The sequence below is a fragment of the Sphingomonas aurantiaca genome (assembly GCF_003050705.1).
GTDB classification, from domain to species: domain Bacteria; phylum Pseudomonadota; class Alphaproteobacteria; order Sphingomonadales; family Sphingomonadaceae; genus Sphingomonas; species Sphingomonas aurantiaca.
Genome location: NZ_QAOG01000001.1, coordinates 579279 through 604941, shown reverse-complemented (window position 1 = coordinate 604941; position 25663 = coordinate 579279). Strand labels below are relative to the sequence as shown.

Sequence of the window (25663 nt, the reverse complement as noted above, 5' to 3'; positions counted from 1 at the left end):
CGCTCAGTTGCCGCCTGTAACGAGGCCGGCCATGACGACGTGCTGCCCTTCGGACAGCGTGTCGCCACCGCTCGCGACGATCCGCTGGCCATCGGGCAGGCCGGAGACGATCGCATCGTCGCCACGCAGATCGACGAGGTGGACGGGCTGGCGATGCACCCGGTCGCCGCTCGTCGACAGCGACCAGACGTGTGGCTGGGGCCCTTCCGCGCCAAGCGCGGTCAGCGGCACGCGGATCGTCGCCTTGGGATCGGCCATCCGCAGCGTGACGGTCGCCGACCCGTTGAACGGGATCTGCGAGACGTCGCCGAGCACCGTGAACCGCGCGGTCCGCAGCCGCAGCGCGCCATCCACCGCGGGCCCCACCAGCCGCAGCCGTGCCTCCGCGATCAGGCCCGGTGCGGACCAGAAGCTCGCATCCGCCATCGTCCCGCGCGTCACCCGCACGCGTTCCGGCAGCTGCACCTCGATTTCGGGGCCGCCCGCGGCGAGGCGGACGATGGTGGTGCCCGCACCGACGACGGTGCCGGAGTCGGCCGCGCGTTCGGTCACGACGCCGTCCTCGGGCGCGACCAGTACCGAGTCCGCGAGCGTCGCGCGGCTGCGGTCGAATGCGGCATGCGCTGCGTCGCGCTTGGCCGCGGCGGCGGTCGCGGTCAGCGCGCGGTCGCGGACATCCGCCGCGGACAGCGCGCCGATCCCGTCCAGCCCGGTCGCGCGCCTGGCGGCCTCGCTTGCCCGCGTCGCTTCGGCGGTCGCGGCCGCGAGTTCGGCGCGTGCCTGCCCGCTATCGGCGACCGCTTCGGTACGCGAGAGCCGGGCGAGAACCTGCCCGGCGCGGACGTGATCGCCGACCTGCACGGTCAAAGCGAGCACGCGGCCGCCCGTCCTGAAGCCGAGCGCGATATCGCGGCGCGGGCGCAAAATGCCGTCGAACGTGGAGGTCTGTCCGCCCGCATGGTGGATCGTGACGACATCGACCAGCGTGGCGTCGGACCGGGGCGATGCGACGGGCTCTGACGAGCAGCCGGCGCAGGATAACAGGGTCAAACCGGCGGCAATCAGCCCGGTCGTCGAGTGGAGAATCTTCGGCATCGTCGCGTCCCGTTGGTGAACGCGGATCGCCCTGCCGATTCGAGGCCGCCCCGGCCTGCCAGTCCTCGAAATCGACCGGTCGTTTTCGAAAACGACCGGGGTTCAGACGTGGCTAGCCGTCGAGATGCCGCCGTCGGAACGCGCTCGGGGTCTCGCCGAGCCGTTCCTTGAACACGCGGTTGAACATCACCAGGCTGCCGAACCCCGCATCCATCGCGATCGTCAGGATCGGCACGTCGGCCTGCGCCGGGTCGGCCAGCGCGCTGCGGACTTCGGCGATCCGGTGCTCGTTGAGGTAATCGCTGACGTTGCGGTAGCCGAGGCCGCCATTGATGTGGCGGCGCACGCGATATTCGGGCGTCTCCACGCGGGCGGCAATCGTGCCGATCGTCAGCTCGGGATCGCGATAGGCGCGGTCCTGCGTCATCATCCGGGCAAGGCTCTGGCCGAGCGTTGCGTCAAGCGGTTCGGGCGACGCGACCGCCTCTGGAACGGTATCGTCCCCGGTCGCCCGGGGAAGCGCGGTCGGAAACGCCTCCGGATGCCGCAATCCGAAGAGCAGCGCGGTGATGACGAACGCGCCCATGAACAGTCCGGCCGCGGACGCCATGCCCGACAGCGCCAGTTCGTCGGTCGCGCGGCCGACGATCTCGCTGCCCAGCAGCCACAGGATGATCAGCCCGACCGATACCACGAAGACCGTTCGCGCCTGCCGGCGAGGCTCGACCAGGTCGCCTTGGCGATTGCGCCATGCCAGCCACTGCGCATGGATCGCAAACGCCATCCCGGCCAGATAGACCGCGATATCCAGCCCGCGGATCGGCGCTGCAAGCCCGCGCCCCTGCAATCCGGCGTACAGCGTGCAGCCCAGAAACGCCGCCGCCAGCGCCATGTCGACCGGCTTGGGGCGAAACGCATCGTCGAACCAGGCGCGCGCGAACAGCCAGAACAACGGGATGGCGGCGCTCGCGCTCAGGTCCAGCAGCGGATCGATTGCGGTCGGCGCATGCGGCAAGCCTGCCAACGTGCCCACCACCGTGCACAGCGTCAGCGCCAGCCCGAACCGGCTCGGCAGGGACGCCGGCGCGCGCGCGAACACCACCGCCGCCAGCATCAGCAAGCCGATCGCCCCGCCGCGCAACAGGAGGTCGACCTGCGCGATCACGGCTGACGACGGGACGTGGGATCGATCATCGCTGGCGAAAACCATGATGCCGTGGGTATGTCCAGCCGGACCGCATCCGCACCGGTCGACAATGGTCTTCGTGCCGGTACAAGGGCGTTGGCGAACACGGCCGCCTGCAAGGTGGTCGACGGCGTTCAAGGAGGAGCACAGGATGCCAATCGAGCAGGCGGCGCAGGCCATATCGCCGGCAACGACCGATCCGGCCGCGTCGATGACGCCGCGCAAGGCCTTTGTCGGCGAGCTGATCTCGGAGGCGGTCGCGATCTGCATCGTGATGACCTTCGGCCTGTCGGTCGCCGCGATGTACACGCTCTATGATCCAAGCCCGTACAAGACCGCCTATTGGGGGGTCTGCATGACCTGGGGAATGGCGGTGTCGATCTCGATCTACGTCACCGGCGCCGTCTCGGGGACGCATGCCAATCCGGGCGTCACGCTGGCGCTCGCGCTGTATCGCGGTTTTCCGTGGAAGAAGGTCCTGCCCTATTGGTGCGCGCAGCTCGTCGGCGCGTTCCTCGGCGCGGCGATCGTCTATGCGCTGTATTACAACGTGATCGATCACTTCAACGCGACGCAGAATCTCACGCGGGCGGGCGGCGGCGCAGCCGGCGTGTTCTTCACCGCGCCGGGTCTCGCGGTGACGACGATGAAGGGCTTCATCGACGAGATCATCCTGACCGCGATCCTGGTCTTCGGCATCTTTGCGATCACCGACGAGTTCAACACGATGGCACCGCAGGCCAATTTCGGCGCGATCGTGATCGGCCTGCTGGTCGCGGTCATCGGCGCGTCGATGGGGTATCTGGAGGCGTGGGCGATCAACCCCGCGCGAGATCTCGGCCCCCGCACCTTCGCCTGGCTGATGGGTTGGGACACGTCCGCGTTTCCCGGCGTCGGCAATTACTGGTGGGCGCCGATCGCCGGCCCGCTGATCGGCGCGATCATCGGCGGCGGCGTGCAACACCTGCTGATCCGGCCTTTCCTGCCGCGCGACACGCCTGTCGCCGGCCCACAATAATCGAGGACTGACCCCGTGAACGAGACCATCATCCTGGCGATCGACCAAGGGACGACGTCGACCCGCAGCATGACGTTCGGCACCGACGGCGTGCCCCGCCAGACCGTACGCCGCGAATTCGCGCAGCATTATCCGCAGTCGGGCTGGGTCGAGCATGATCCCGAGGACATCTGGCGCGATACCGTCGCGACGCTGAAAGAGGCGGCCGAGGCGGACGGCGGCACGGTCGCGGCGATCGGCATCACCAACCAGCGCGAGACGGTGGTGGTGTGGGACCGCAAGACCGGCAAGCCCGTCCACAACGCGATCGTCTGGCAGGATCGCCGCACCGCCAAGCTGTGCGCGCAACTGAAGGCGGACGGCAACGAACCGCTGGTACGCGAGCGGACCGGGTTGATCCTCGACCCCTATTTCTCGGGCACCAAGCTCAAATGGATCCTCGACGAGGTCGAGGGCGTGCGCGCGCGCGCCGAGCGCGGCGAGCTCGCCTTCGGGACGATCGACAGCTTCCTGCTGTGGCGGCTGACCGGCGGCAAGGTCCATGCGACCGACGCGTCCAACGCCTCGCGCACCCTGCTGTTCGACATCCACAAGGGCGCCTGGGACCAGGACATGCTGCGGATGCTCGACATCCCCGAAAGCCTGCTGCCCGAGGTGAAGGACAACAGCACGAACTTCGGCGAGACCACTGCGGACCTGCTCGGCAAGCCCGTCCCGATCGGCGGCATGGCGGGCGACCAGCAGGCCGCCGTCGTCGGCCAGGCCTGTTTCCAGCGCGGCGATGCGAAATCGACCTACGGCACCGGCTGCTTCGTGCTGCTCAACACCGGCGAGGAGGCGGTGACGAGCAAGAACGGGATGCTCACCACGATCGCCTATCAGCTCGACGGCAAGATCACCTATGCGCTGGAGGGCTCGATCTTCGTCGCGGGTGCGGCGGTGAAGTGGCTGCGCGACGGGCTGGGGCTGATCAACCGTGCGGCCGACACGCACGACATGTCGACCAAGCTGGACGGCAATGGCGGCGTCTACATGGTACCGGCGTTTGTCGGGCTGGGCGCGCCGCACTGGGACCCCGATGCGCGCGCGAGCATCACCGGCCTCACCTTCGCCGCGACCGGATCGCACATCGCGCGCGCCGCGCTCGAATCGGTCGCGTACCAGACCGCCGACCTGATGAACGCGATGGTCGCCGACGGCGCGCGCGATGCCCGCCAGATCCGCGTCGATGGCGGGATGGCGGCGAACGACTGGTTCTGCCAGTTCCTCGCCGACATGCTCGACACCGACGTGGTGCGCCCCGCCAATATCGAGACGACCGCGGCGGGCGCTGCATTCCTGGCCGGCATGGCGGTGGGGATCTGGAACGGTCCCGACGATATCGCCGCCACCTGGAAGGAAGACCGCATCTTCACGCCGGCGATGACCCGCGATGCACGCTCTAGCCTGATGGAGGGGTGGCAGGATGCCGTCGACCGGACGAGTTCGCGGAAAAAGCCCTGACGCTGCCGGTCCGGTAGCGCTGTGAAACGCGCGGCGCGCCCGCTAAGGACGGCCGCAGGATCAAGCATTCGGTTGAACACATGGCCCGCAAGCATTCGAAACACGGCCCGTACGAGGATCCGGAGAGCACCGCGGAGGAACCGGTGGCCGTGGTCGCGTGCTGGCTGTGCGGCCGGCCGACCGGCAAGACCATCGTCTGGCACCATCCCGTTCCCAAGAGCCGGGGCGGTCGCGATGTCGTCCCCATGCACCCGATCTGCCAGCAGACGCTGACCGCCAATTTCACCAATTCCGAGCTGCAGCGTCACGCGATGGATGTGGAAAGCCTGCTGGCCAACCCCGCGGTGCGCAAGTTCGTCGACTGGGTGGCGAACAAGGACCCGGATTTCACGGCGACGACGACCAAGAAACAGCGCTGACGATCGTCGCGACGCACGGCATCGGCTATTTCGGGACTCCGCCGGGTTCCGCTTGGCCTGGCGCCTGAACCGTCGCGATGACGAAGCGCACACGCCAAGCGGATGACGACCTCGGGACGGTTGAACCTGCCTTGCTCCACTGCGTTGAGGAACGGTCTTTCCCAGCGAGTTTCACCAATGACCGATCGTCCGCGCATCATCTGCCACATGACCTCGTCCATCGACGGCGGGCTGCATCCCAGCCGCTATACCGATAGCCCCGACGGGACGGTGAAGGACTGGACGCGTGCCTATGAATCGCTCCACGATCGCCTCGGTGCGGACGGCTGGATCGTCGGGCGGGTCACCATGGCGGAGATGGCGAAGGGAGAGCCGCAGCCGCCGCGCGATGCGAGCGGCGTCGAACGGCCGTTCCTGTTCCAGGCCCGCGATGCCGCGTCCTTTGCGATTGCGCCCGACCGGTCGGGCAAGCTGCACTTTTCCAAGCCCGATATCGGCGGCGATCATGTGGTCGTGCTGCTGGGCGGCGACGTCGACGACGCGCACCTCGCCGAACTCGCCGCGAACGGCGTTTCCTACCTCGTCTCCTCCACCACAGAAATCGATCTTGCCGATGCGCTCGCAACGCTGCGTCGCGAGCTGGAGATCGAGACGTTGCTGCTCGAAGGCGGGGCCGGCCTTAACGGCGCCTTCCTGGCCGCAGGGCTGGTCGACGAACTCAGCATCGTCGTCGCGCCGGCGCTGGACGGCGGCGATGACGCGCAGCGGATCGTTGCAGCCGGCGACGGGCTGAAGGGCAAGGTGACGCTGTCGCTGCTCGGCTGCGAACCGCTGGATGGCGGCGCGGTGCACCTGCGCTATGCGGTAAGCGCGCCCGACTGACCGTTTGGCGCCAGCGAAAGGCCGTGACGCGGCACCGTAACAATCGCCGGTGACGGGGCGGGCGGCATTGCGCTATGCAGCGCGCAGGGATCGCCAAAAAGGGCTGTCCGTAACGGACGCGCGCGGATGACACGAACCGAAGGCCTGCCCTTTTTCGACGGCATCGTCGCCTGGTCGATCGATCATCCGCTGCCGCGGCTCACCCGCTATCTGGCCTGCACGCTGCTGATCGTGACGGTTGCGCTCCTGCGCAGCCTGTTCGTAACGTCGCTCGTACCGTGGCTGCTGTTCATCCCGGCGATCCTGCTGATCGGGCTGACACTCGCCGAAGCGCCCGCGCTCTATGCCAGCGTGCTGGCGATGGCGCTCGCGGCCTGGTCGATCGGAAGCCCGTCGGTGGAGCTCTGGCTGACGGGGCCGCAATGGGCGGGGTCGTTCATGTTCCTGCTGGTCGCGGTCGGTGTGTCGCTGCTGGCGGGCGAACTGCGCGCCGGGGTGCGGCGGACGCGGCAGCTCGCCACCGACCTGGCGGAACGCGCCGCGTTCCTGTCGGGTGTGCTGGCCAGCTCGACCGACTGCATCAAGGTCCTCGACCTTGGCGGCAACCTGACCTTCATGAGCGAGGGCGGCATGAAGGTCATGGAGATCGGCGACTTCAACGCCGTGCAGGGCTGCCCCTGGCCCGATTTCTGGCAGGGCGACGGCAATGCCGACGCGGTCGCCGCGTTGGCGGCAGCGCGCGCGGGACGGCCCAGCCATTTCGTCGGCAAGGCCGACACGTTCGCGGGCACGCCCAAATGGTGGGATGTGTCGGTATCGCCGATCCTGGGCCTTGACGGCGCACCCGACCGAATCCTGGCCGTGTCCCGCGACACGACCGAACTGATGGTCGCGCAGGAGCAGCAGCGCCTGCTCAACGGCGAGCTCGGCCACCGGCTCAAGAACGTGCTCGCGCTGGTCCAGTCGATTGCCAACCAGACGTTCCGCAAGGCGGACAGCGTAGAACTCGCCACCGCCATCTTCTCCGAACGCCTCGTCGCGCTGGGCAAGGCAACCGACATCCTGACCGCGACCGCATGGCAGAAGGCGACGTTGCGCGATGTGGCCACGGCGGGTCTCACCTCGATCGACGGCCTCCAGGATCGTGTCACGCTCGATGGGCCGGATATCGAGCTGGGGCCGCAACTCGCGCTCGCGCTGACGCTGGCGCTGCACGAGTTGACGACCAATGCGTGCAAATATGGCGCGCTGTCGAACGAGACCGGGATAGTGACGATCGCGTGGGCCTGCGAGCAGGACCCCGACGCGGACGAGCGCCGCTTCACGTTCCTGTGGCAGGAACAGGGTGGCCCGTTGGTGTTTCCGCCGACTCGCCAGGGTTTCGGCTCGAGGATGATCGAGCGCTCGCTTCGGTCCTATTTCCACGGCGAAACGTCGCTGGAATTCCATCCGGCCGGCGTCGTGTTCCGGATCGACGCGCCGCTACCGAAGATCGGCGCGGTCGTAGGGGCGTAGGGGCCACCGGTCGTTCGCCGACGCATGGTGTTTGCGCCGCGCGCGTCTTAGGCTGTGCGCATGGATCAGCTTCTCCGGCGCGCGCGCACTCCGTTCATTATGCTGGCGCTGCTGACGACGGCGCCCAGCTCGCCGCCGACCGAGCCGGCGCGGTGGGAGGCGCAGGCCGCGCGCGTTACCATCACGCGCGACGAATGGGGTATCCCGCATATCCGCGGAACGTCGGATGCCGACGCCGTGTTCGGCCTGATCTACGCGCAGGCCGAGGACGATTTTCCCCGGATCGAGGCCAATTACCTGACCGCGCTCGGCCGCACCGCGGAAGCCGAGGGCGAGGAGGCGATCTGGGCCGACCTGCGCCAGCAGCTGTTCGTCGACCCTGTGGATCTGAAAGTGCAGTACGCGGCCAGTCCGGCCTGGTTGCGCACGCTGATGCAGGCCTGGGCGGACGGGCTGAACTATTATCTGGCGACGCACCCGCAGACCAGGCCCCGGGTCCTGACGCGCTTCGAGCCGTGGATGGCGCTCAGCTTCACCGAAGGCAGCATCGGCGGCGATATCGAGCGGATCTCGCTCAGCGACCTGAAGACCTTCTACGGCACGCCCACCTCGCCGACGCCGGAGGAGCTGGGCATGGTGCCGCGCGAGCCGTCGGGATCGAACGGCATCGCGATCGCCCCGCAGCTGACCGCGAACCGCCGCGCGCTGCTGCTCATCAACCCGCACACCAGCTTCTACTTTCGCTCCGAAGCGCAGATGACCAGCGCCGAAGGCCTCGACGCCTATGGCGCGAGCACCTGGGGCCAGTTCTTCATCTACCAGGGATTCAATGCCAGGGCGGGCTGGATGCATACGTCCTCGACCGTCGACAATATCGACGAGTTCGCCGAGCGGATCGTGCGGCGTGGCACGGGTTATGCCTATCGCTATGGCGCAGAGCAGCGGCTGGTCGGGACACGATCCGTGACATTGCGCTTTCGTAAGGCCGACGGGACATCGGGGGCGCGGCGCTTCACCACCTATCGCACGCATCACGGCCCGATCGTCGCGATGAAGGCGGGGCGCTGGATCGCCACCGCGCTGATGTGGAAGCCGGTCCCCGCGCTCGAGCAAAGCTATCTGCGGACCAAGGCGACCGACCTGGCCAGCTATCTGGCGGTCGCCGAGCGCAAGGCGAACTCGTCCAACGACACGGTGTTCGCCGACAGCAAGGGCGAGATCGCGTTCCTGATGCCGCAATTCATGCCGATCCGCAGCGACCGGTTCGACTATACCCGGCCCGTCGACGGCAGTGATCCGGCGACCGACTGGCACGGCCTGCACAGCCTTGCCAGCCTGCCGAGCGTCGCGGCCCCGCGCACCGGCTGGGTCCACAACACCAACGACTGGCCCTGGAGCGCGGCCGGACCGGACAGCCCCAGGGCCACGGACTATCCACGCTACATGGACCAGGTCGGCGGCAATGCGCGCGGCGTGCATGCCGACTTGCTGCTGACGGGCAAGAGCGGCTGGACGCCCGACACGCTGCGGGACGCGGCGTTCGATTCCTACCTGCCCGCCTTTGCGCAGCTGCTGCCCGGTCTCGTCGCAGCGTGGGACTCCCTGCCCGCCCGCGATCCGCGCAGGACGAAGCTCGCGGCCCCGATCGCGCTGTTGAAGCAGTGGGATCGCCGCTGGGGGCAGGACTCCGCCGCGACCAGCCTCGCGGTGGTCTGGGGCGACCATCTGTGGCGCGAGGTCGGCAGTTTCGCGCAGGCGGAGCGGATGAACGTGCCCGACTATATCGCCACGCGAGTCGGCGCAGACGCCAAGCTCGCCGCGTTGTCGGCCGCGGTCGACCGGCTGACGAGGGACTTTGGCGACTGGCAGGTGCCGTGGGGCGAGATCAACCGGTTCCAGCGGCTCGACGATGCGATCGCGCCGCATTTCGACGACGCGAAACCGTCCATCCCCGTGCCCTTCACCTCGGCGCAATGGGGCAGCCTGGCCTCGTTCGGCGCAAAGACGTGGCCGGGCACGACGCGCTACTACGGCACCAGCGGCAACAGCTTCGTCGCGATCGTCGAATTCGGCCCGCGCGTGAAGGCGATGGCGGTGATGGCGGGCGGCCAGAGCGGCGACACCACGTCGCGCCACTTCGCCGACCAGGCCGCGCGCTACGCGACAGGACAGCTGCGCCCGGTCTATTTCTATCCCGAGGACCTGAAGGGGCATATCGAACGAAGCTATCGTCCCGGACGCTAGACGCGACGCGCGGCGAGCCCCGCATCGGCGCCGGGTCGGCGGCATGAAAAAGGGCGCCCCCACCGGGAGCGCCCTCTATTATCTCGACCAGATGGCTGGGGGTTATGCGACCGCCACCTTCGTCCGCGTCGCGCTGTGTCCGCCAGCGCGCGCGAGCATGTCCGCGGCGGCTTCGGGCGTGACGTTCGCTGCGCTGGTATCGACCGAGACGAAGACACCGCCCTCGTTGATGCGGCCCTCGTAATAGCTGGCATCGACCCGGCTGACGCCGTGATCGGTCATGACCTTTTCAAGCCCGCCGACCGCGCCGCCCAGCGCCGCGCCGGTGATCGCCGCACCCGGAATCGCCGCCGATGCGATCGCGCCTGCCGCGACCAGCGGTCCGACGCCCGGGATCGCGAGCGCAGCGATGCCGAGCAACGTCCCGATACCGGCGCCCGCCGCGACCTTGCCGACGAATTCCTGCGTGTCGTTGCCGCTGCCGTCGGTCGTCGCGGTCTTGCCATCATGCTGGGCGACGACGGAGATCGCGCTGTCGCTCACTCCTGCGTTGCGCAGTTCGGCCAGCGCGCGTTCTGCGTCGGCATGGGTGTCGAAAACAGCGGATACGAGGTTCGTGCTCATGGTAATTCCTGTCGACGACCGGGTTGCAGATACCTCTTAAAGCCGTGTCGCAGGACGATCGTTCCCCAAAATGAGGGTTAGCGCCGCGGTAACCTCGAATGAGAGACTCAGGCGAGCGGAGCGGCTTGGCGGGTCGGGAACACCGGCCCACGCACGGTCATGGCCTCGGCACGATAGGGACGCTGGAGCGCCAGGACGTCGTCATAGCTGCCGGTGAGCCAGCGCTCGTGGTCGTCCGGGCGCAGGATCGTGATCATCGCCTTTGGATGGATCGGCGACACCAGCGCGTTCGCGTCGCACGTCACCATCGCGAAATAGCGCTGGTCGTCGACCTGTCGCCAGAAGCCCGCGATCGCGAACACCGGCTGGTCGGTCACCGCAAACCACATCTCGCCCTTGATCGGCTTCTTGCCGTCGCCAAGGTCGGTCGGTTGGCGCGCCCATTCGCAAAACTCGGTCAGCGGGATCAGGCAACGGTTCGCCGGATCGCTCACCAGCGAGCGCCACTGCGGAAGATGGAGCGTACGAACGTTGGTCTGCGCGACCTTGCGACCGGCCTGTTTGGCCTGGCCTGCAAGAACGTCCCATTCCATCACGTCCAGGCCCCGGCGCCCCGCGTCGTTGCGCACGACATAGGCCCGGCCGAAGGGCCGCAGTTCCTGCGGATCGAACCGGTTGTCCATCGGCTTGTCCGCCAACCAGTCCGCGCCGAAATGCTCGATGATCGTCTCGGGTTCGCCGCTGAACCGGGCGCGATTACACATCGATCAGACCCTGAGGCCGCGGCGCTTGATCTCGCCGAGAAGCGCTTCGGCCACCGGATGGCCGACCTCGCCGCCGGACTGCCGATAGGCGTCGGTCAGATCGGTATCGGACGCGTTGGTTAACAGCTCTCGCACTTCTGCGCTGAACTCGTCGACTTCTTCTGCCGCTGCCTCTGCGGCATCCTCGCTGGTGACCAGAGGCTCGTCGCCCGGCGCGGGGGCATGCGCCATGACCGCATCCTGCTTGAACAGGTCGAAGGCGTCGGCGGCTTCGTTGCGCTCCTCCAGCGCGATTTCGAGGAGGGTGAACAGGTCGAGCGGCGATGCGGTGTTTTCCATCCCCGCAGCCTAAGCCCGGTTCATCGGCCGATGCAATATCGCGTGGCGGCCGGACGGACGGGAGCCTGCGGTTGCCGGCGCTACCGACCCCGGGATGCGGCATGACCCAAGGCGCCGCCCTCCGGATCCGCGGCGTCGGCGCGAACGGCGGACCGCAACCACCTAATTCGGCTCGCGATTGGCCTCCAGGACCGCGGTGACCATCGTCTTGAACTGCGCGACGATGCGGTCGGTCAGCGGCGCTTCCAGGGCGAGCGCCAGCCGTACCGCATGGCCCGCGAGTTCGGTGATGAGCAACGCCACCGACAGGATCGCGTCGCGATCGGACGACGACAGCAGGATCATCATCGGCGCGACCATGAAGTCGGCGGTCGCGCGCGTATCGATCACGTCGAGCCGGCGCAGTTCGAGATCGGCCTGCGCCCCCGCCCACACCGCGATCGCCTCGGGATGGCTGCGATAATGGCTGACATACGCGTCGATGATCCGGTCGACCGCCTGCGCGATCGTCGGGCGGCCGGCATGATCCTCGAGCAGCGCGTTGACTTCGCCCCGCAGCAACGCGCCGACCTTGTCGAGATTGCGCATCACCAGAGCGCGCAGGATCGCGGGCTTCGACGGGAAATACTGATAGAGCGAACCGATCGAGATGTCCGCGCGGCGCGCCACCTCGCGCATCGCGAGGTCTTCGGGGTTCTCGGTGACGAGCAGGTCCTGCGCCGCGACGAGGATGGCCTCGCGACGGCGCATGCTGCGCTCCTGCATGGGTAGGCGACGGGGTTCGACCATGGTGGCTGCGCTCTGGCTTACCCTATCGGCAAAGGCAAACCTGCGCTTGCCGATCGGCGCGATCACGCACCGATGGCAAACAGCTGATCGAAGAAGCAATTCACGAACTTGCCTTCCGGGTCGACGCCGCGCCGGACCCGGAGGAAGTCGGACAGGCGGGGATAGAGGCGGGTCGCCCCCTCGAAATCCAGGCTGTGCCGCTTGGCCCAGTGCGGGCGGCCGCCGGCACCGCGCAGGATCGCCTCGACCGCCGCGAATTCCTCCTGCCACGGCATGCCGGCATATTGGTGGACCGAGATCGACAAGCACGGCCCCGCATGGAACGGGCTCAGCCAGATATCGTCGGCGGCGACGGTGCGGACTTCGAACGGAAAGGCGAGCGGCAGCCGCGCCTGCCGGACGTAGCGGAGCGCCTCGCGCAAAGTCGCCAGCCCGTCGGCGCGCGGCACCTCATATTCCATCTCCTCGAAGCGCACGGTCCGATCCTGCGCGAAGATGCGATAGGCCGGGCCGACGCGCCGCTTGGGACCGCCGATCGCGCGCATCATGCCGCGCTGGAGGGTCGGGATCAGCGCGGGCGCGCGGCGGGAGATGTTGCAGGCGACGCGAAACGCGCCCTCATTGACGTCGTTGGCGTGGCGATACGGGCCTTCGGGTTCGACCGGGTGGAGGCGCTTGAGAATGACGTGATCGGCATAGGGGAAGACCCAGAATTCCATATGCCGCGACTCCGCGGTCAGGTCGTCGAACCGGTCGAGCACCATGTCGAGCGGCCAGCGTTCGACGCGTTCCTCAAGATGATAGGCGGGCAACACCGCAATCCGCATCGCCGCCACGATGCCGAGCAGCCCCAAACCGAGGCGCTGCGCCTGGAAGAGTTCCGGCTCGGTCTGCGCGTCGCACGTGACGAGCGTGCCGTCGGCGCGCATCAGGCGGACGCCGGTCACCTGCGTCGAGATGCTGCCGAGCGTCTCGCCGGTGCCGTGCGTACCGGTGCCGGCGGCCCCCGCGAGCGACTGTGGATTGACGTCACCCTGGTTGTAGAGCGACAGCCCCTCGGCCCAGAGCGCGTCGGTCAGTCGCGCGAGACTCCAGCCTGCCGGAGCCCAGACCGAGCGGCGATCCGCGGCGACCTCGATTTCGCCTTCGAGATCGGCGAGCGACACCAGCGTCCCCTCGGTCTGGCACAGCGGCATGAAGGAATGCCCTGCCCCGACCATCCGCACCTGCCGCGCGGTCGTGACGACCTTGGCCAGTTCGTCGAGCCCGCGGGGTTTGGCGAGCGTGGCGGGATGCGCGACGACGCTGCCCGACCAGTTGGTCCATTTCGTCATGATCGGTCTTTCGAGTGCGCGGCGAACGCGGGGCGGCCCACGCGCCGGAGAACGGGAAGCAGCAGCACGATGCCGCCGGTGACGAGAAGCAGCCCCGTGCCGAGCGTGAGGCAGCCGCGGACATCGGCATCGCTGACGGTCAGCGCCGCCACCGTCGGCCCGGTGGCGCAGCCGAGTAGCAAGGCGGCCGAACCGAGCATCGCGGCACGGTGCGTCGGATCGACATCGATCAGCAGCCGGGTGAAATACGGGCTTGCGAACGCCCACAGCATGCCGAAGCCGATCGCGGTCGCCAGAAAGACGCTCGGCCCGGGCAGTGTCGCGAAGATCGCCGACGCCACGACCAGCACCGCGATCGATCCGGGCAGGACGACGCGGCATGGCCAGCGCTGTACCGTCGCCGCGCCGAGTACGCCGCCCACGACCTGTCCCGCCAGCGCGAGCACGATCGCCAGCCCGCCGGTATCGGCGGACAGCCCGGCCTGGCGGGCGAGCGGTTCGAGATAGATCCAGATGCCGAGGATGCCCGCGAAGAAGCAGAACGCGGCCGCAAGCGCCAGCCAGCCATAGACATCGGGAAGCCCCATGCCCTGTTCCCCGACGAAGCGCGCCAGTCGCGTCGGTGTCCACAGCGCGGCGATCGCGACCGGCACGCCGAGCGCGGAAATCGCGAGAAATCCCGCCGCCGCGCCGTGCTTCTGCGCGACCAGCCCGCCGATTAGCGCCGCGCAGGCGAGCTGCGCCACGGTCTGGATCGTGAGATAGAAGCCCGCCTGCCGCGCGGGCTGTGCCGACCGGACGATCATCGCGGTCACCAGCCCGATAAGCACGCCGCTCGGCGCGCCGGCGAGCGCGCGCAGCAGGATGACGGTCCCGCCGGTCGCGCGGGTGGTCGCGACGTCGAGGATCATGATCGCCGCGACGCTGCCCAAAGCAAGCAGACGCGGCGACAGGCGCTCGACCAGGAACCCGGCCCCGCCCGCGGAGAGCCCCATCGTCACCAGCTCGGCTGTGGCGGCGAGCCCGAGCTGCGCCGCGGTCAGATGCCCCTCCGCGACGAGGGTACCGAGCAACAGCGGCGCAAGGCCCGCCATCAGGATGCCGTACACCCCGACGACGAACGCGGCGACATAGGCCGAGCGGGTCGTGCCGCTCGCGGTCATCGATAGTTCGCCCGCAGCGACAGGCCCCAGGTCCGCGGCCGCCCGACGACGACGGCGTCGAAGCCGAGCGCGGGCAGCGGCGTGATGTCGGATATGACCGGCACGTCGAAGATGTTGCGGACCCACAGCGCGATCTCGTAGCGATCCTTGGCGAACTGCCACCCGACCCGCCCATCGACGAACGCACGCGCACGGTCGCCCAGCCGGGCGTCGTTGGTCGTGTCGAAGAAGACCTTGCTGCGATAGGAGACGTCGGCGCGGGCGATCACCGCGCCTGTGCCGATCGGCCTGCGATACTCCGCGCTCCCCTGCACGCTGACTTTCGGCGCCGAGGGCAGGCGATTGCCCGAATAATCGGCGCCCTGCGAGATGAAGTCGCGATAGGTCGCGCTGAGCAGCGAGGTCGAGGCGCTGAGGTTGAGCCCGTCGACCGGCCGCGCGGTCAGTTCGAGTTCGGCACCGTAGATCCGCGCCGCCGACGCGTTGGTGAACAGCTGCGTGGTGATCAGCCCCTGCACCACCGACGTATAGACCTGCAGATCGCTGTAATCGTAATAGAAGGCCGACAGGTTGAGACCGAGGCGGCGATCGAGCCACTGCGTCTTGGCACCGACTTCGTACGCGTCGACCGTCTCGTCCTTGTAGGGGCCGATCAGCGATGGATCCTGCGCGAAGCCGCTGAAGAAGCCGCCGCTCTTGGTCCCGCGATTATAGCTCGCATAGACGTTGGCGGAATCCGTGAAGCGATATTGCAGCCCGGCGCGCCCCGACCATGAGCCGAACGTCTTCGTGTCGGCGAAGGTGAACAGCGCGATCGTTCCCGCAGCCGCCTCCGCACGATAGTCGAAGCGCTTGCGGTCGGCGGAATAGCGCAGCCCGCCGGTCAGCGTCAGCCGCGGCGTCAGGTCGAAATCCACCTGGCCGAAACCGGCATAGCTGTTCGTCACCTGCCGCGACGGCCACGCAAAGTCACCGATCCCCGCGGCAAGATCGACCCCGCTCGGATTGTCGGCCGTGGGAGCGCGCAGGACCGGCAGCACGTCGAGCGACGAGTCGTTGCGGATCAGATCGTGTGCATAATAGACGCCGGCGACATAGCGCAGCCGGTCGTGACCGTTCGACTGGAGGCGCAGCTCCTGGCTGAACGTGTTCTGCCGGGTGATATAGGAGGCGGCGATGACCGGCACCGGGCTGGCGTCGGTATCCTCCTGGTCGTTGCGGCTGGCATGCTGGAACCCGGTCACCGCGATCAGGCTGACCGGGCCGAGATCGACCGACAGCGTGTTGCCCGTGCCGACCAGGCTGACCCGGTCCTGCCCCTCGAAACTATACGCGCCTTCGTACAGATTGCGGCTGGTGTTGGCGTAGCCCAAGATGTTGGTGCACTGGCCCGAGGTGTAGAAGGCGGGTGTGCACAGCCCGTCGGCGCCGGTCGCCGCCGCGGTCTGCGGGATCAGCGTGCGCACATTGGCCTGGAGCGATCCGCCGGTCGAACGGCTCGCATTGACGGTGAGGTCGTCGGTGATCGTGCTCGACGGCGTGAAATGCGCGCTGCTCCGCAGCGCCCAGCGGTCGACATTGTTGCCGCGGTTGCCGGTCAGCGTGTCGCGCATATAGCCGTCGTCGCGCTGATAGAGGCCGGCGATGCGCACTGCCAGCAGGTCGGTCGCGACCGGCGCGCTGATCCCGCCCTGCAGCGTCACCGCGTTGAACCGGCCATAATCGAGCGACAGATCGGCTTCGGGCGTGTTGCCCGGCTGGCGCGTCGTGACGTTGATCGCGCCACCCGTCGTGTTGCGGCCGTACAGCGTGCCCTGCGGTCCGCGCAGCACCTCGACCTGTCCCAGATCGAAGAACGCGTCGCGCTGGGCGAGTGTCGAGGCGACATAGACGCCGTTGACGTAGATCCCGACCGCGCTCGCCGTCGCCGGGTTGAAGTCGTTGAGGCCGACGCCGCGGATGAAGATGCGCGGGTTGGCGCCATTGTCCGCCGAGCGGATCTGGAGCCCGGGAACACGGCCCGACAGATCGAGCACGTCGGCGATGCGGCGTTCGCGCAGATCGTCGCCGGTGATCGCGGTGACGGCGATCGGGACGTCCTGCAGGCGTTCGGACCGGCGCTGCGCGGTGACGACGATATCGCCATCCGCCGGCGCGGGGGGCTGGTCCGCGGCCTGCTGCGCGTGCGCCTCGGCCGACATGGCGAGCGCGGCGAGGACTACACTATGGTGCAAGACAGACCGTTTCATCATCGTCATCCCCTTTGCGTTGGCGTCAGTCCTCGCGGGTCCGGTCGACGGCCCGCCTGTGTTTGAAGGTCAGAAGAAGCAGCGTCCGTCGCCGCGATAGGTCGCGACGCGGTCGACGATGGCATCGCCGCGAACGAGCAGCAGCGTGTCGAACCGCTCGCAGAGCTCGCCGGCCTTGGCATGACGAAAGAAGACGGGTGCTCCGAGCGGCAGCGCATCGGCGGTGTCGAGCCGGACGGGCGTCTGCACCTCGCCGCCGCCCTCGTTCTCGATCAGCGTGGTGCCCGCCGGCAACCACGGCTTGGGCAGGCGATCCGGACCGATCGGGCCGGACGCGGGATAGCCGCCGCCCGCACAGGTGACGATCCCCGGCGCCGGGCGACGCGTCACCGGCAGCGCAAACCCCGCCGCGGGCTCGCCGAGATCGACGGCATAATGGTCGAACAACCCCGGCAGGTAGAAGCCCGATCCCGCCGCCAGCTCGGTGACGCTCGGATCGCGCGCGGTGCTCTCGAAGCTGCCGGTGCCGCCGCCGTTGACGAAGCGCAGCCGATGCCCCGCGGCGGTGAGCGCCGCGACGATCGCGCCGCGCCGCCGATGGACGTCACGGATCGATCGCGCCTTGAGCGTCCGGATGATGCGGTTGCGCACCGCCTGGCCGGGAACCGCGTCGTTGAGCCCGGCGATCTGCCCCTCATAGCCCATCACGCCGTCGAGCCGGAGATGCGGCCGTCGTGCGATCGCCGCGGCCAGCGCGAGCGCCGCCTCGGCCGTCGCCACCGGCGACCGATAGACTCCGAAGTGCAGGCCCGGAAAGCTGGTCGAGGCATCCATGTCGATCGCCACGGGCAGCGTCGTCCCCGCCGCCGCCGCACAGCGATCGATGACGTCGAGCTGATCGGCATGATCGACCATCAGCGTGATCGACGCACCGCCGCGCACCGCCGCCGCAACGAGCGCGATCTCGCTGGGCTCGACCGTCGGATAGGCGATAACGAGATCGTCGAACCCCTGCGACGCGAGCCATGCCGCCTCGGCCGGCGAGAAGCACAGCAAGCCCTGCAGATAAGGGAAACGGTCGAGCAAATACCGGAGCATCGCGACCGAGCGGATCGACTTGGTGACGAGGCGGACGGGCACACCCTGCGCCCGCGCGCCCAGCCGTTCGCCGTTGCGGTCGATCGCGTCGAGATCGACGAACGCGGCAGGAAGCCGCAGTCCCGACAGCGCGGTCGCGAAGCGCCGATAAGGATCGAGAGTCGACGCTACAGCGCTTGCTGTCGGCACCGTGTCGCGGTTGACCATCGTGCTGCTCCCCATCGTTCCACCGACCTCTTTGGCGAGTCGATGCGATCATCCTATCAGCGTTTTAGAACCTTGCTACACCTAAATATGAGCATTGCTCTTGTTATGCGATTTGACGCGCAATAGAATCTCGGGACGCCGCCGAAGCGGCCACGTTCGAGAGGATTGCCATGACCCCCGACCTGCAGGCGTTGCACACCGCTTTCGATCGTCAACACCGCGCCTCGCGGGACCAGGCGGCGGCGAGTGCGCCGGTCCGCCAGGCGCTGCTCGACTCGCTGCGCGGCTTGTTGATCGACGGGCGCGCCGCGTTGGTGCGCGCGATCTCCGACGATTTCGGCGGGCGGTCGCAGGCCGAAACGGATATCCTCGAGATCGTGCCGCTGGTGACGGCGATCGGCCACACGCGATCGCGTCTGACGCGGTGGATGCGCGACGCGCCACGTCGCGTCGACCTCAGCCTGCAACCGGGCCGCGCCTGGGTCCGCCACGAACCGCTCGGCGTCGTCGGCGTGATCGCGCCGTGGAACTACCCGCTGTTCCTGACGCTGGGGCCCACGATCGACGCGCTGGCCGCGGGCAACCGGGTGCTGATCAAGCCGTCCGAAGCATCCCCCGCCTTTGCCGCGTTACTCGCGCGTCTGGTGGCCGAGCGGTTCGACGCGGACCGCCTGACCGTCGTGCCGGGCGACGTCGCGGTGTCGCAGGCACTGTCGGGACTGCCGCTCGATCATCTCGTCTTCACCGGATCGACCAATGTCGGTCGCCATATCCTGCGCGCCGCCGCCGACCATCTGACGCCCGTGACGCTCGAACTCGGCGGCAAGTCGCCCGCGATCGTCGCCCCCGATTTTGCGATCGACCGCGCCGCCAGGTCGATCGCCTTTGGTCGCTATCTCAACGCCGGCCAGACCTGCGTCGCGCCCGATTACGCGCTGGTCCCGGCAGCCTCGGCACGACACTTTGCCGACTCCGTGCTGTCCGCGGCGTTCCAGCGCTATCGGACGATCGAGGGCAATGGCGACTACAGCAACATCATCGACGCGCGGCACCATCGGCGGCTGGTCGACGCGATCGAGGAGGCGCGGCGCGGCGGCGCCGAGATCCTCACGCATCCGTCGCCGCCACCCACCGGGCGCCGTATCGCCCCGACGGTCGTGCTCGGCGCGCCCGACGACTGCACGCTGATGCGCGAGGAGATCTTCGGCCCGGTCCTGCCGGTAAAGCCCTATGCTACGCTCGACTCGGCAATGGCCTTCGTACGTGCGCGGCCGCGCCCGCTCGCGCTGTATTGCTTCGCCGATGGCGCCGCGATGCAGCGCAGGATCCTCGACAGCGCGACGTCGGGCGGCGTCACGATCAACAGCACGTTGCTCCACGTCGCCCAGCACAGCCTGCCCTTTGGCGGGATCGGCGCCAGCGGCATGGGCGCGTATCACGGCCATGACGGCTTCCTCCGGTTCAGTCACGCGCGCGCCGTGCACAAGGCGGGGCCGATCACTATGTTTGAACGTCTCGGGCCGCCATGGGGGGCGACCGCGCGACTGACGATGCGCGTGCTCGCAGGGCTGAAGCCGATCGGCGCCACCCGGTAAAAGTCGCGGGCGAGGCTGTGCGGTTCGTTGGAACGCTGTTGCGCCACCGACATGGGGTGATCCCTAGCTCCCGACGCAGCGCCATAGAGCGGCGGGGACGACGTACGCGATCGCGGCGCTCCCATGACGGACCCGCCCTGTACCGCTACCACCTTTCCGACGAAGAAGCGCAGTATCGAACGACAAGATGAATAAATAGCGTCTGCGGCCTACCGACTCAGACTAGATGACGCTCTTTACGTGGATCAATCACGGTCGGGCCGTAATAGTGCCCACGATGTCACACGTTGCAAATGTTCGTAGGAAATCGCGAAGGGTCTCGCTGCTCCTGCGTAGAAGCCGAGCAGCACGACCACGCCTAAAATTATGGAATCAAACACGCTTTTCTCGTTCCGACGATTAACCCAAATAACTTTCGGTTAAAGCGCAGGTCGCCCCCCATGTTTCCGATGTTGACACTGCCCCACCCAATGGTAGCCTTATCATGCGCGGCAACGACCGTGTGCATTCCGGTCTGATTAGGGCGGCCGGGTATCGGGGGAGGATTTATGATCACAGTTCCGCGCGCGCTCGCGCATTCGGTATCGACCATCGCGGTCATGGCAGGCCTCGCGGCATCGAGCGCCGCCATCGCGCAGACGGGTACCGCGCCAACCGGCCAGGTCGATCAATCCATTGCCGTGCAGCAGACCGGCCAGTCGACGGCGGCCCCCTCCGGGACACCCGGTGACAGCACGGCCGGCACGACCGAGGATATCGTCGTCACCGGCATCCGGGCCAGTCTCAATCGCGCCATCGACATCAAGCGCAATTCCGCAGGCGTCGTCGACGCGATCTCGGCCGAGGATATCGGCAAGTTTCCCGACACCAACCTGGCGGAATCGCTGCAGCGGATCACCGGCGTGTCGATCACGCGCGCCAATGGCGAAGGTTCTCAGGTCGCGGTCCGCGGGTTCAGCGGCGGCTTCAACCTCGTGACGCTGAACGGTCGCCAGCTCGCGTCGACAAGCATCGATACCAGCACCGGCAACGCCTTCGCCGTCGGTACCGGCCGCTCATTCGACTTCCAGAACCTCGCATCCGAAGGCGTCGCCACGCTCGAGGTCTACAAGACCGGCCGGGCGAACATCCCGTCGGGCGGCATCGGCGCGGCGATCAACGTCGTGACCCGCCGCCCGCTCGACGCGCGCGAGGACGGCCTGTCGGGTTCGATCGGCGCCAAGGCACTGTATGACCGCTCGGTGGAGAATGCCGAGGCCAACCTCAAAAAGGTCACGCCCGAACTGTCAGGTCTGATCAACTGGAAGAATCCGAGCGAGACCTTCGGCGTCAACGTCTTCGGCAGCTACCAGCTGCGCGAATCGACGTCGGTCCAGTCCAATCCGAACTATTGGAACATCGTGCCGGTGGCCGATGTCTTGGCACGCAACGGCGTGTACACGGATGCGGCGACCAAGATCACGAACTCGCCGACCACGCCCTATGTGCAGATCCCGAACGACAGCCGGTACCAGTTCTCCGAGAACCGTCGCGAGCGGCTCAATGGCCAGGCGAACATCCAGTTCAAGCCGACCGACCGTCTCGAGATCACGATCGACGGCCTGTACGCCCGGAACAAGCTGAGCGACGAGCGCAGCGAACAGACCAACTGGTTCCAGCGGCCCTTCACCGAAATCACGTTCGACGACAACAAGCAGATGCAGTCCGCCGTGATCCTGGCGGAGTCGAAGCAGGCGGACAAGGGATACGAGCAGCAGCGCTTCGCCACGAAGACCGAGTTGTACTCGTTCGGCGGCAATCTGAAGTGGAACTTCACCGACGTCCTGTCGCTGAAGCTCGACGCAAACCATTCGAAATCGACCACCGATCCGGACAATGCGAACGGCACGTCGGCAACGACGATCTCGATCGGCGCCCCGGTCCGCGCGACCCACAAGGTCGACTTCACCAGCGGCTTCCCGCAACAGTCGGAAACGCTGAACGACTGCAACGCCACCAACGGCGGCCGTGGTGGCAATTGCAACAACATCCTCGACATCGGCGATATGGGTACGCAGATCGCTCGCGAAATCTTCTCGGAGCAGGAATCGCGGGTCAACCAGTTCAACGCGGAACTGGGCTGGGATCTGGGCAATGAGAGCCGCTTCGTGTTCGGCGGCAACTATGTCGATGCTAAGACCCGCTCGGCCAGTTCCAACACGCAGCAGCTGCTGGGCGACTGGGGCATCACCGACACCGGGCTCGTCAGCCAGCTCGCGGGCGACCTCGTCAGCACCTATTGCCTGACCTGCAAATTCGACAAGTTCGATCCGGCGTCGACCGGTTCGGCACTGGTCGCGTTCCGTGGGGACGCGGTCGACCTGCTCAACGTTTTCGGGCCCTATTACGCGAACGTCCCCGGGCGTGGCCGGGTCTTGCAGGGTTCATCGGACGATACGGTCGGCGAGAAGACCTGGGCGGTCTATGGCCAGCTGAACTGGACCGGCGACATTGGCGGGCGCCGTGCGAACGCGCTGATCGGCGCGCGCTACGAGCAGACCAGGGTCAATTCGCTGGCGCTTCAGTCAATCCCGACCGCGCTGGAATGGCAGTCGGACAACGACTTCGCGGTCCTTGGCGGCGCCGCCGGCGGCGCGGTGAACGTCAAGGCGAGTTACGACAACCTGCTGCCCTCGCTCGACTTCAACATCGAGGTGCTCGACAATGTGGTCGCGCGCACCTCGTTCAGCCGAACGCTCGCGCGGGCCGACTACGGCAATCTGTTCGCTTCGGTCTCCGCAAACGCACCGAACCGCCCGACGGCGCTCGGTGCGGGCGCAGCGCCTGCATCGCGACAGAATCCGGGGCTGTTGCCGCTTGTGTCGGACAATTTCGACGTGTCGGTCGAATGGTACTATAAGCCAACCAGCTTCGTGTCGGTCGGCTTCTTCAACAAGAACGTGCGCAACTTCGTCGGCAACCAGGTGACGAGCGGCAATCTGTTCGGGCTGCGCGATCCGGGGTCGGGCGCGGCAGGGTCGCGGTCGGGTACGGCGCTGGACTATCTCCGCTCCAACGGCATCGCCCAGACCGACGAAAACCTGTTCGCCTACACCGCGCTGCTCCAGCAGAATGCGGGCAACAGGGCAGCGGCGACGGCAGCCTTCCAGGGCGCGCTCGACCCGGCCACGGGTAAGCTCAACGGGGCGTTCTACAACAAGCTCGCGCTCGACGTGAACCTGGTCGGCGACTCCAACGATCCGCTCGTCAACTTTGCGATCAGCGAGCCGATCAACAACCGCGAGGCCAATATTCACGGCTTCGAAATCGCCTGGACCAACTTCTTCGGCCAGACCGGCTTCGGGTTCGCCGCCTCGTACACCAAGGTCAGCGGCGACGTGAACGTGGACCCCTATGCGGATCCGAACGTCAACATCTTCGCGCTCACGGGCCTTGGCGACAGCGCGAACCTGACCGCCATCTACGACAAGAACGGTATCTCGGCGCGCGTGTCGTATAACTGGCGCGACAAATATCTCGCCGCGACCAACCAGGGCGCCAACCGCAACCCGCTCTTCACGGCTGCGTTCGGGACCCTGGATGCAAGCCTGAGCTACGACGTCACGAAGGACTTCTCGGTCTCGCTCGAAGCGGTCAATCTGACGAGCGAGCCGTTCCGCCAATATGCCCGCACCGAGACCAACCTGGTCTATGTGCAGGAGCTCAAGCCGCGCTTCTATCTCGGCGCGCGCTACCGCTTCTGACGACTGCGGGCGTGGATCTCGGTCCACGTCCGACACGCGAGAAAGGCCGCCGCGACGTGCTGCAGCGGCCTTTTTCTTTGTCGGTCGCCACCGCGCTGATAGAGTTTGTAGAAAAGCGGGACCGGAGCGGATGAACCTCGTACAGATCAACAATATCGACCATGCCGATCTGCGCATCACCCCGCGCGCGGGCGCCGACTTTGGCGACGCCGCCAACCAGGCGCTGATCTTCCCCGCCGAGTTCGAGCAGGTGCAGCGCGAATTCGGCATTATCTTCCGCCGTCGCGACGAGGGCGTGCAGGCCTATGCGCTGCTGGGCCTCGACCGCGACGAAAATCTCTACCTCTCCGACGACCATTGGACGAGCCGCTATGTACCCGCCAGTCACCAGCGCGGCCCCTTCTCGATCGGGATGGTGCGCGCACCCGGCGACGCGGTCGCCGAGCCGATGCTGCAGGTCGATCTCGACGACATGCGCGTCGGCGGTGATGCCGGCCTGCCGCTCTTCCTCGAACATGGCGGCAACACGCCGTACCTCGATCATGTCACCGGCGTGTTGCGCCTGCTGTACGAGGGGATGGACACCGCGCCGGCCGCCTATGCCGCGCTCGACGAGGCCGGGCTCCTGACGCCGGTAACGCTCACCGTCGATGTCAGCGAAGAGCGTCGCTATACGATTCCCGACGTGCTGGTCGTCGACATGGAGCAGATGGCCGCGCTGACGGGCGAACCGCTCGAGCGGCTGCATGCCTCGGGCGTGCTGCGTCTCGCCATCCTCGCCGCGGCATCGCTCGGCAATATCCAGCAGTTGATTGCCCGCAAGCAGCCGCTGCTGAGCGAGATCGGTTGAGCATGATGGCGGGTATCACGCGCCGCACGCGTGTGATCGAAGGCGCGGACGCGGCCAGCGTGCCTGTCGCCGATCTGGTCGCCGACGGCCGCCCGGTGATCCTGCGCGGGATCGCGCGCGACCTGCCGCTGGTGGCGGTCGGGCTGGAAGGCGCCGCGCCCGCAATGACGTGGCTCAAGCAGTTCGACGGGGGACGTCCGGTCACCGCGTATCGGGGCGATCCGGCGATCGGCGGCCGCTTCGGCTATGCCGACGATTGCACGGCGCTGAACTTCAGGCGGGAGAGCGGGTTGCTGTCCGGCTATCTCGATCAGCTCCTCGCCACCCTCGACGATCCGGATGCGCCCACCATCTATATCGGCTCGACCGACATCGATCTGTATCTGCCAGGCCTGCGCGCGCAGGCGGCGTTGCCGTTCGGCGACCCGCAGCTCGCCGAGCACCCCCCGCTGGTCAGCATCTGGATCGGCAATCGTACGATCGCCTCGACGCATTACGACATGTCGAACAACCTGGCGTGCTGCCTCGTCGGCCGGCGGCGCTTCACACTGTTCCCGCCGGAGCAGGTCGCCAATCTCTATCCCGGACCGCTCGAGCCGACGCCGGGCGGACAGGTCGTCAGCATGGTCGACCTCCGCGCCCCCGATCTCGACCGCTACCCGCGCTTCGTCGAGGCGCTGGCGCACGCGGAAGTCGCCGAACTCGAGCCCGGCGACGTGCTGCTCTACCCGGCACTCTGGTGGCACAATGTCGAGGCGCTGGACGCGTTCAACGTGATGATCAACTATTGGTGGAACGCGGTGCCGCGGTTCATGGATACGCCGATGAACACGCTGCTCCACGGCCTGTTGTCGCTGCGCGACCGGCCCGATCACGAGAAGCAGGCATGGCGCGCGATGTTCGACCATTATGTCTTCGGTCCCGCGGACCAGGCCCGGGCGCACCTGCCCGAGCCTGCACAAGGCGAGCTCGCGCCGCTCGATGCGATGTCGGCGCGGCGGTTGCGCGCCAAAATTCTCCAGCGCATCAATCGATAGGAGCCGATC

The 25663-nt window shown here is 67.4% G+C and carries 20 protein-coding genes; 10 read left to right on the top strand and 10 right to left on the bottom strand.

What is annotated here, in order from left to right:
• Window positions 1–3: 3 nt before the first annotated feature.
• Window positions 4–1095, bottom strand: coding sequence for an efflux RND transporter periplasmic adaptor subunit (locus C8J26_RS02865; protein ID WP_107956633.1), 1092 nt, complete (start codon window positions 1093–1095; stop codon window positions 4–6).
• 112 nt (window positions 1096–1207) lie between these two features.
• The gene (locus C8J26_RS02860; protein ID WP_208631309.1) at window positions 1208–2260 is read right to left on the bottom strand and encodes an AraC family transcriptional regulator; all 1053 of its coding nucleotides are present in this window, start codon (window positions 2258–2260) and stop codon (window positions 1208–1210) included.
• A gap of 172 nt (window positions 2261–2432) precedes the next feature.
• On the opposite strand from C8J26_RS02860, the gene C8J26_RS02855 reads away from it, so the two are divergent.
• From C8J26_RS02855 to C8J26_RS02830, 6 genes are all read left to right on the top strand, one after another.
• Entirely contained in the window at window positions 2433–3299 is an 867-nt protein-coding gene (locus tag C8J26_RS02855) for an MIP/aquaporin family protein (protein ID WP_235516746.1), read from the top strand.
• Window positions 3300–3314: 15 nt separating this feature from the next.
• Window positions 3315–4802 carry a glycerol kinase GlpK gene (gene glpK / locus C8J26_RS02850; protein ID WP_107956631.1) on the top strand — a complete coding sequence of 496 codons (1488 nt, stop codon included), beginning with the start codon at window positions 3315–3317 and terminating at the stop codon, window positions 4800–4802.
• 80 nt (window positions 4803–4882) lie between these two features.
• Window positions 4883–5221 (top strand): hypothetical protein, encoded by a 339-nt coding sequence (locus tag C8J26_RS02845; protein ID WP_107956630.1) that lies wholly within the window; start codon window positions 4883–4885, stop codon window positions 5219–5221.
• Between the two features lie 177 nt (window positions 5222–5398).
• Window positions 5399–6103 (top strand): dihydrofolate reductase family protein, encoded by a 705-nt coding sequence (locus C8J26_RS02840; RefSeq protein ID WP_107956629.1) that lies wholly within the window; start codon window positions 5399–5401, stop codon window positions 6101–6103.
• Window positions 6104–6229: 126 nt separating this feature from the next.
• Window positions 6230–7618: an HWE histidine kinase domain-containing protein gene (locus tag C8J26_RS02835; RefSeq protein WP_107956628.1), complete on the top strand. Its 1389-nt coding sequence runs from the start codon at window positions 6230–6232 to the stop codon at window positions 7616–7618.
• A 60-nt stretch (window positions 7619–7678) separates the two neighbouring features.
• The gene (locus tag C8J26_RS02830) at window positions 7679–9862 is read left to right on the top strand and encodes a penicillin acylase family protein (protein WP_107956627.1); all 2184 of its coding nucleotides are present in this window, start codon (window positions 7679–7681) and stop codon (window positions 9860–9862) included.
• A gap of 102 nt (window positions 9863–9964) precedes the next feature.
• Here the strand turns inward: C8J26_RS02830 and C8J26_RS02825 are convergent, their stop codons facing one another.
• The 8 genes from C8J26_RS02825 to C8J26_RS02790 all read right to left on the bottom strand — a co-directional run bounded on the left by C8J26_RS02825 (window position 9965) and on the right by C8J26_RS02790 (window position 18429).
• Window positions 9965–10486, bottom strand: a complete 522-nt coding sequence (locus C8J26_RS02825) for a hypothetical protein (protein ID WP_107956626.1) — start codon at window positions 10484–10486, stop codon at window positions 9965–9967.
• 107 nt (window positions 10487–10593) lie between these two features.
• Window positions 10594–11250 (bottom strand): SOS response-associated peptidase, encoded by a 657-nt coding sequence (locus tag C8J26_RS02820; protein ID WP_107956625.1) that lies wholly within the window; start codon window positions 11248–11250, stop codon window positions 10594–10596.
• Between the two features lie 3 nt (window positions 11251–11253).
• Complete coding sequence (locus C8J26_RS02815; RefSeq protein WP_107956624.1) at window positions 11254–11589, bottom strand: hypothetical protein; 336 nt, start codon at window positions 11587–11589, stop codon at window positions 11254–11256.
• A 162-nt stretch (window positions 11590–11751) separates the two neighbouring features.
• Complete coding sequence (locus C8J26_RS02810) at window positions 11752–12339, bottom strand: TetR/AcrR family transcriptional regulator (protein WP_162236992.1); 588 nt, start codon at window positions 12337–12339, stop codon at window positions 11752–11754.
• 101 nt (window positions 12340–12440) lie between these two features.
• The gene (locus C8J26_RS02805) at window positions 12441–13712 is read right to left on the bottom strand and encodes a D-arabinono-1,4-lactone oxidase (protein ID WP_107956622.1); all 1272 of its coding nucleotides are present in this window, start codon (window positions 13710–13712) and stop codon (window positions 12441–12443) included.
• A complete protein-coding gene (locus C8J26_RS02800; RefSeq protein WP_107956621.1) occupies window positions 13709–14875 on the bottom strand; it encodes an MFS transporter in 1167 nt (388 codons plus the stop codon). Before C8J26_RS02800 ends, C8J26_RS02805 begins: the two co-directional genes overlap by 4 nt.
• Window positions 14872–17127, bottom strand: a complete 2256-nt coding sequence (locus tag C8J26_RS02795; protein WP_107956620.1) for a TonB-dependent receptor — start codon at window positions 17125–17127, stop codon at window positions 14872–14874. The genes C8J26_RS02800 and C8J26_RS02795 overlap by 4 nt, the downstream gene beginning before the upstream one ends.
• Window positions 17128–17193: 66 nt before the next feature.
• A complete protein-coding gene (locus C8J26_RS02790) occupies window positions 17194–18429 on the bottom strand; it encodes an amino acid deaminase/aldolase (RefSeq protein WP_107957032.1) in 1236 nt (411 codons plus the stop codon).
• 170 nt (window positions 18430–18599) lie between these two features.
• Between C8J26_RS02790 and C8J26_RS02785 the strand changes: the two genes are divergently transcribed.
• The 4 genes from C8J26_RS02785 (at window position 18600) to C8J26_RS02770 (ending at window position 25654) form a co-directional block, all read left to right on the top strand.
• A complete protein-coding gene (locus C8J26_RS02785; RefSeq protein ID WP_107956619.1) occupies window positions 18600–20024 on the top strand; it encodes a coniferyl aldehyde dehydrogenase in 1425 nt (474 codons plus the stop codon).
• A 548-nt stretch (window positions 20025–20572) separates the two neighbouring features.
• On the top strand, window positions 20573–23767 hold the full coding sequence (locus C8J26_RS02780) for a TonB-dependent receptor (RefSeq protein WP_107956618.1): 3195 nt from the start codon (window positions 20573–20575) through the stop codon (window positions 23765–23767).
• 130 nt (window positions 23768–23897) lie between these two features.
• Entirely contained in the window at window positions 23898–24617 is a 720-nt protein-coding gene (locus C8J26_RS02775) for a SapC family protein (RefSeq protein ID WP_107956617.1), read from the top strand.
• A gap of 5 nt (window positions 24618–24622) precedes the next feature.
• Window positions 24623–25654, top strand: a complete 1032-nt coding sequence (locus tag C8J26_RS02770) for a cupin-like domain-containing protein (protein WP_107957031.1) — start codon at window positions 24623–24625, stop codon at window positions 25652–25654.
• Window positions 25655–25663: the final 9 nt, after the last annotated feature.

Excerpts from the sequence above, each read along its gene's own strand:
- C8J26_RS02865 (WP_107956633.1), bottom strand. The coding sequence starts at position 1,095 with ATGCCGAAGATTCTCCACTCGACGACCGGGCTGATTGCCGCCGGTTTG.
- C8J26_RS02855 (WP_235516746.1), top strand. The coding sequence starts at position 2,433 with ATGCCAATCGAGCAGGCGGCGCAGGCCATATCGCCGGCAACGACCGAT.
- C8J26_RS02845 (WP_107956630.1), top strand. The coding sequence starts at position 4,883 with ATGGCCCGCAAGCATTCGAAACACGGCCCGTACGAGGATCCGGAGAGC.
- C8J26_RS02840 (WP_107956629.1), top strand. The coding sequence starts at position 5,399 with ATGACCGATCGTCCGCGCATCATCTGCCACATGACCTCGTCCATCGAC.
- C8J26_RS02835 (WP_107956628.1), top strand. The coding sequence starts at position 6,230 with ATGACACGAACCGAAGGCCTGCCCTTTTTCGACGGCATCGTCGCCTGG.
- C8J26_RS02830 (WP_107956627.1), top strand. The coding sequence starts at position 7,679 with ATGGATCAGCTTCTCCGGCGCGCGCGCACTCCGTTCATTATGCTGGCG.
- C8J26_RS02825 (WP_107956626.1), bottom strand. The coding sequence starts at position 10,486 with ATGAGCACGAACCTCGTATCCGCTGTTTTCGACACCCATGCCGACGCA.
- C8J26_RS02820 (WP_107956625.1), bottom strand. The coding sequence starts at position 11,250 with ATGTGTAATCGCGCCCGGTTCAGCGGCGAACCCGAGACGATCATCGAG.
- C8J26_RS02815 (WP_107956624.1), bottom strand. The coding sequence starts at position 11,589 with ATGGAAAACACCGCATCGCCGCTCGACCTGTTCACCCTCCTCGAAATC.
- C8J26_RS02810 (WP_162236992.1), bottom strand. The coding sequence starts at position 12,339 with ATGCGCCGTCGCGAGGCCATCCTCGTCGCGGCGCAGGACCTGCTCGTC.
- C8J26_RS02805 (WP_107956622.1), bottom strand. The coding sequence starts at position 13,712 with ATGACGAAATGGACCAACTGGTCGGGCAGCGTCGTCGCGCATCCCGCC.
- C8J26_RS02800 (WP_107956621.1), bottom strand. The coding sequence starts at position 14,875 with ATGACCGCGAGCGGCACGACCCGCTCGGCCTATGTCGCCGCGTTCGTC.
- C8J26_RS02795 (WP_107956620.1), bottom strand. The coding sequence starts at position 17,127 with ATGATGAAACGGTCTGTCTTGCACCATAGTGTAGTCCTCGCCGCGCTC.
- C8J26_RS02790 (WP_107957032.1), bottom strand. The coding sequence starts at position 18,429 with ATGGTCAACCGCGACACGGTGCCGACAGCAAGCGCTGTAGCGTCGACT.
- C8J26_RS02785 (WP_107956619.1), top strand. The coding sequence starts at position 18,600 with ATGACCCCCGACCTGCAGGCGTTGCACACCGCTTTCGATCGTCAACAC.
- C8J26_RS02780 (WP_107956618.1), top strand. The coding sequence starts at position 20,573 with ATGATCACAGTTCCGCGCGCGCTCGCGCATTCGGTATCGACCATCGCG.
- C8J26_RS02775 (WP_107956617.1), top strand. The coding sequence starts at position 23,898 with ATGAACCTCGTACAGATCAACAATATCGACCATGCCGATCTGCGCATC.
- C8J26_RS02770 (WP_107957031.1), top strand. The coding sequence starts at position 24,623 with ATGGCGGGTATCACGCGCCGCACGCGTGTGATCGAAGGCGCGGACGCG.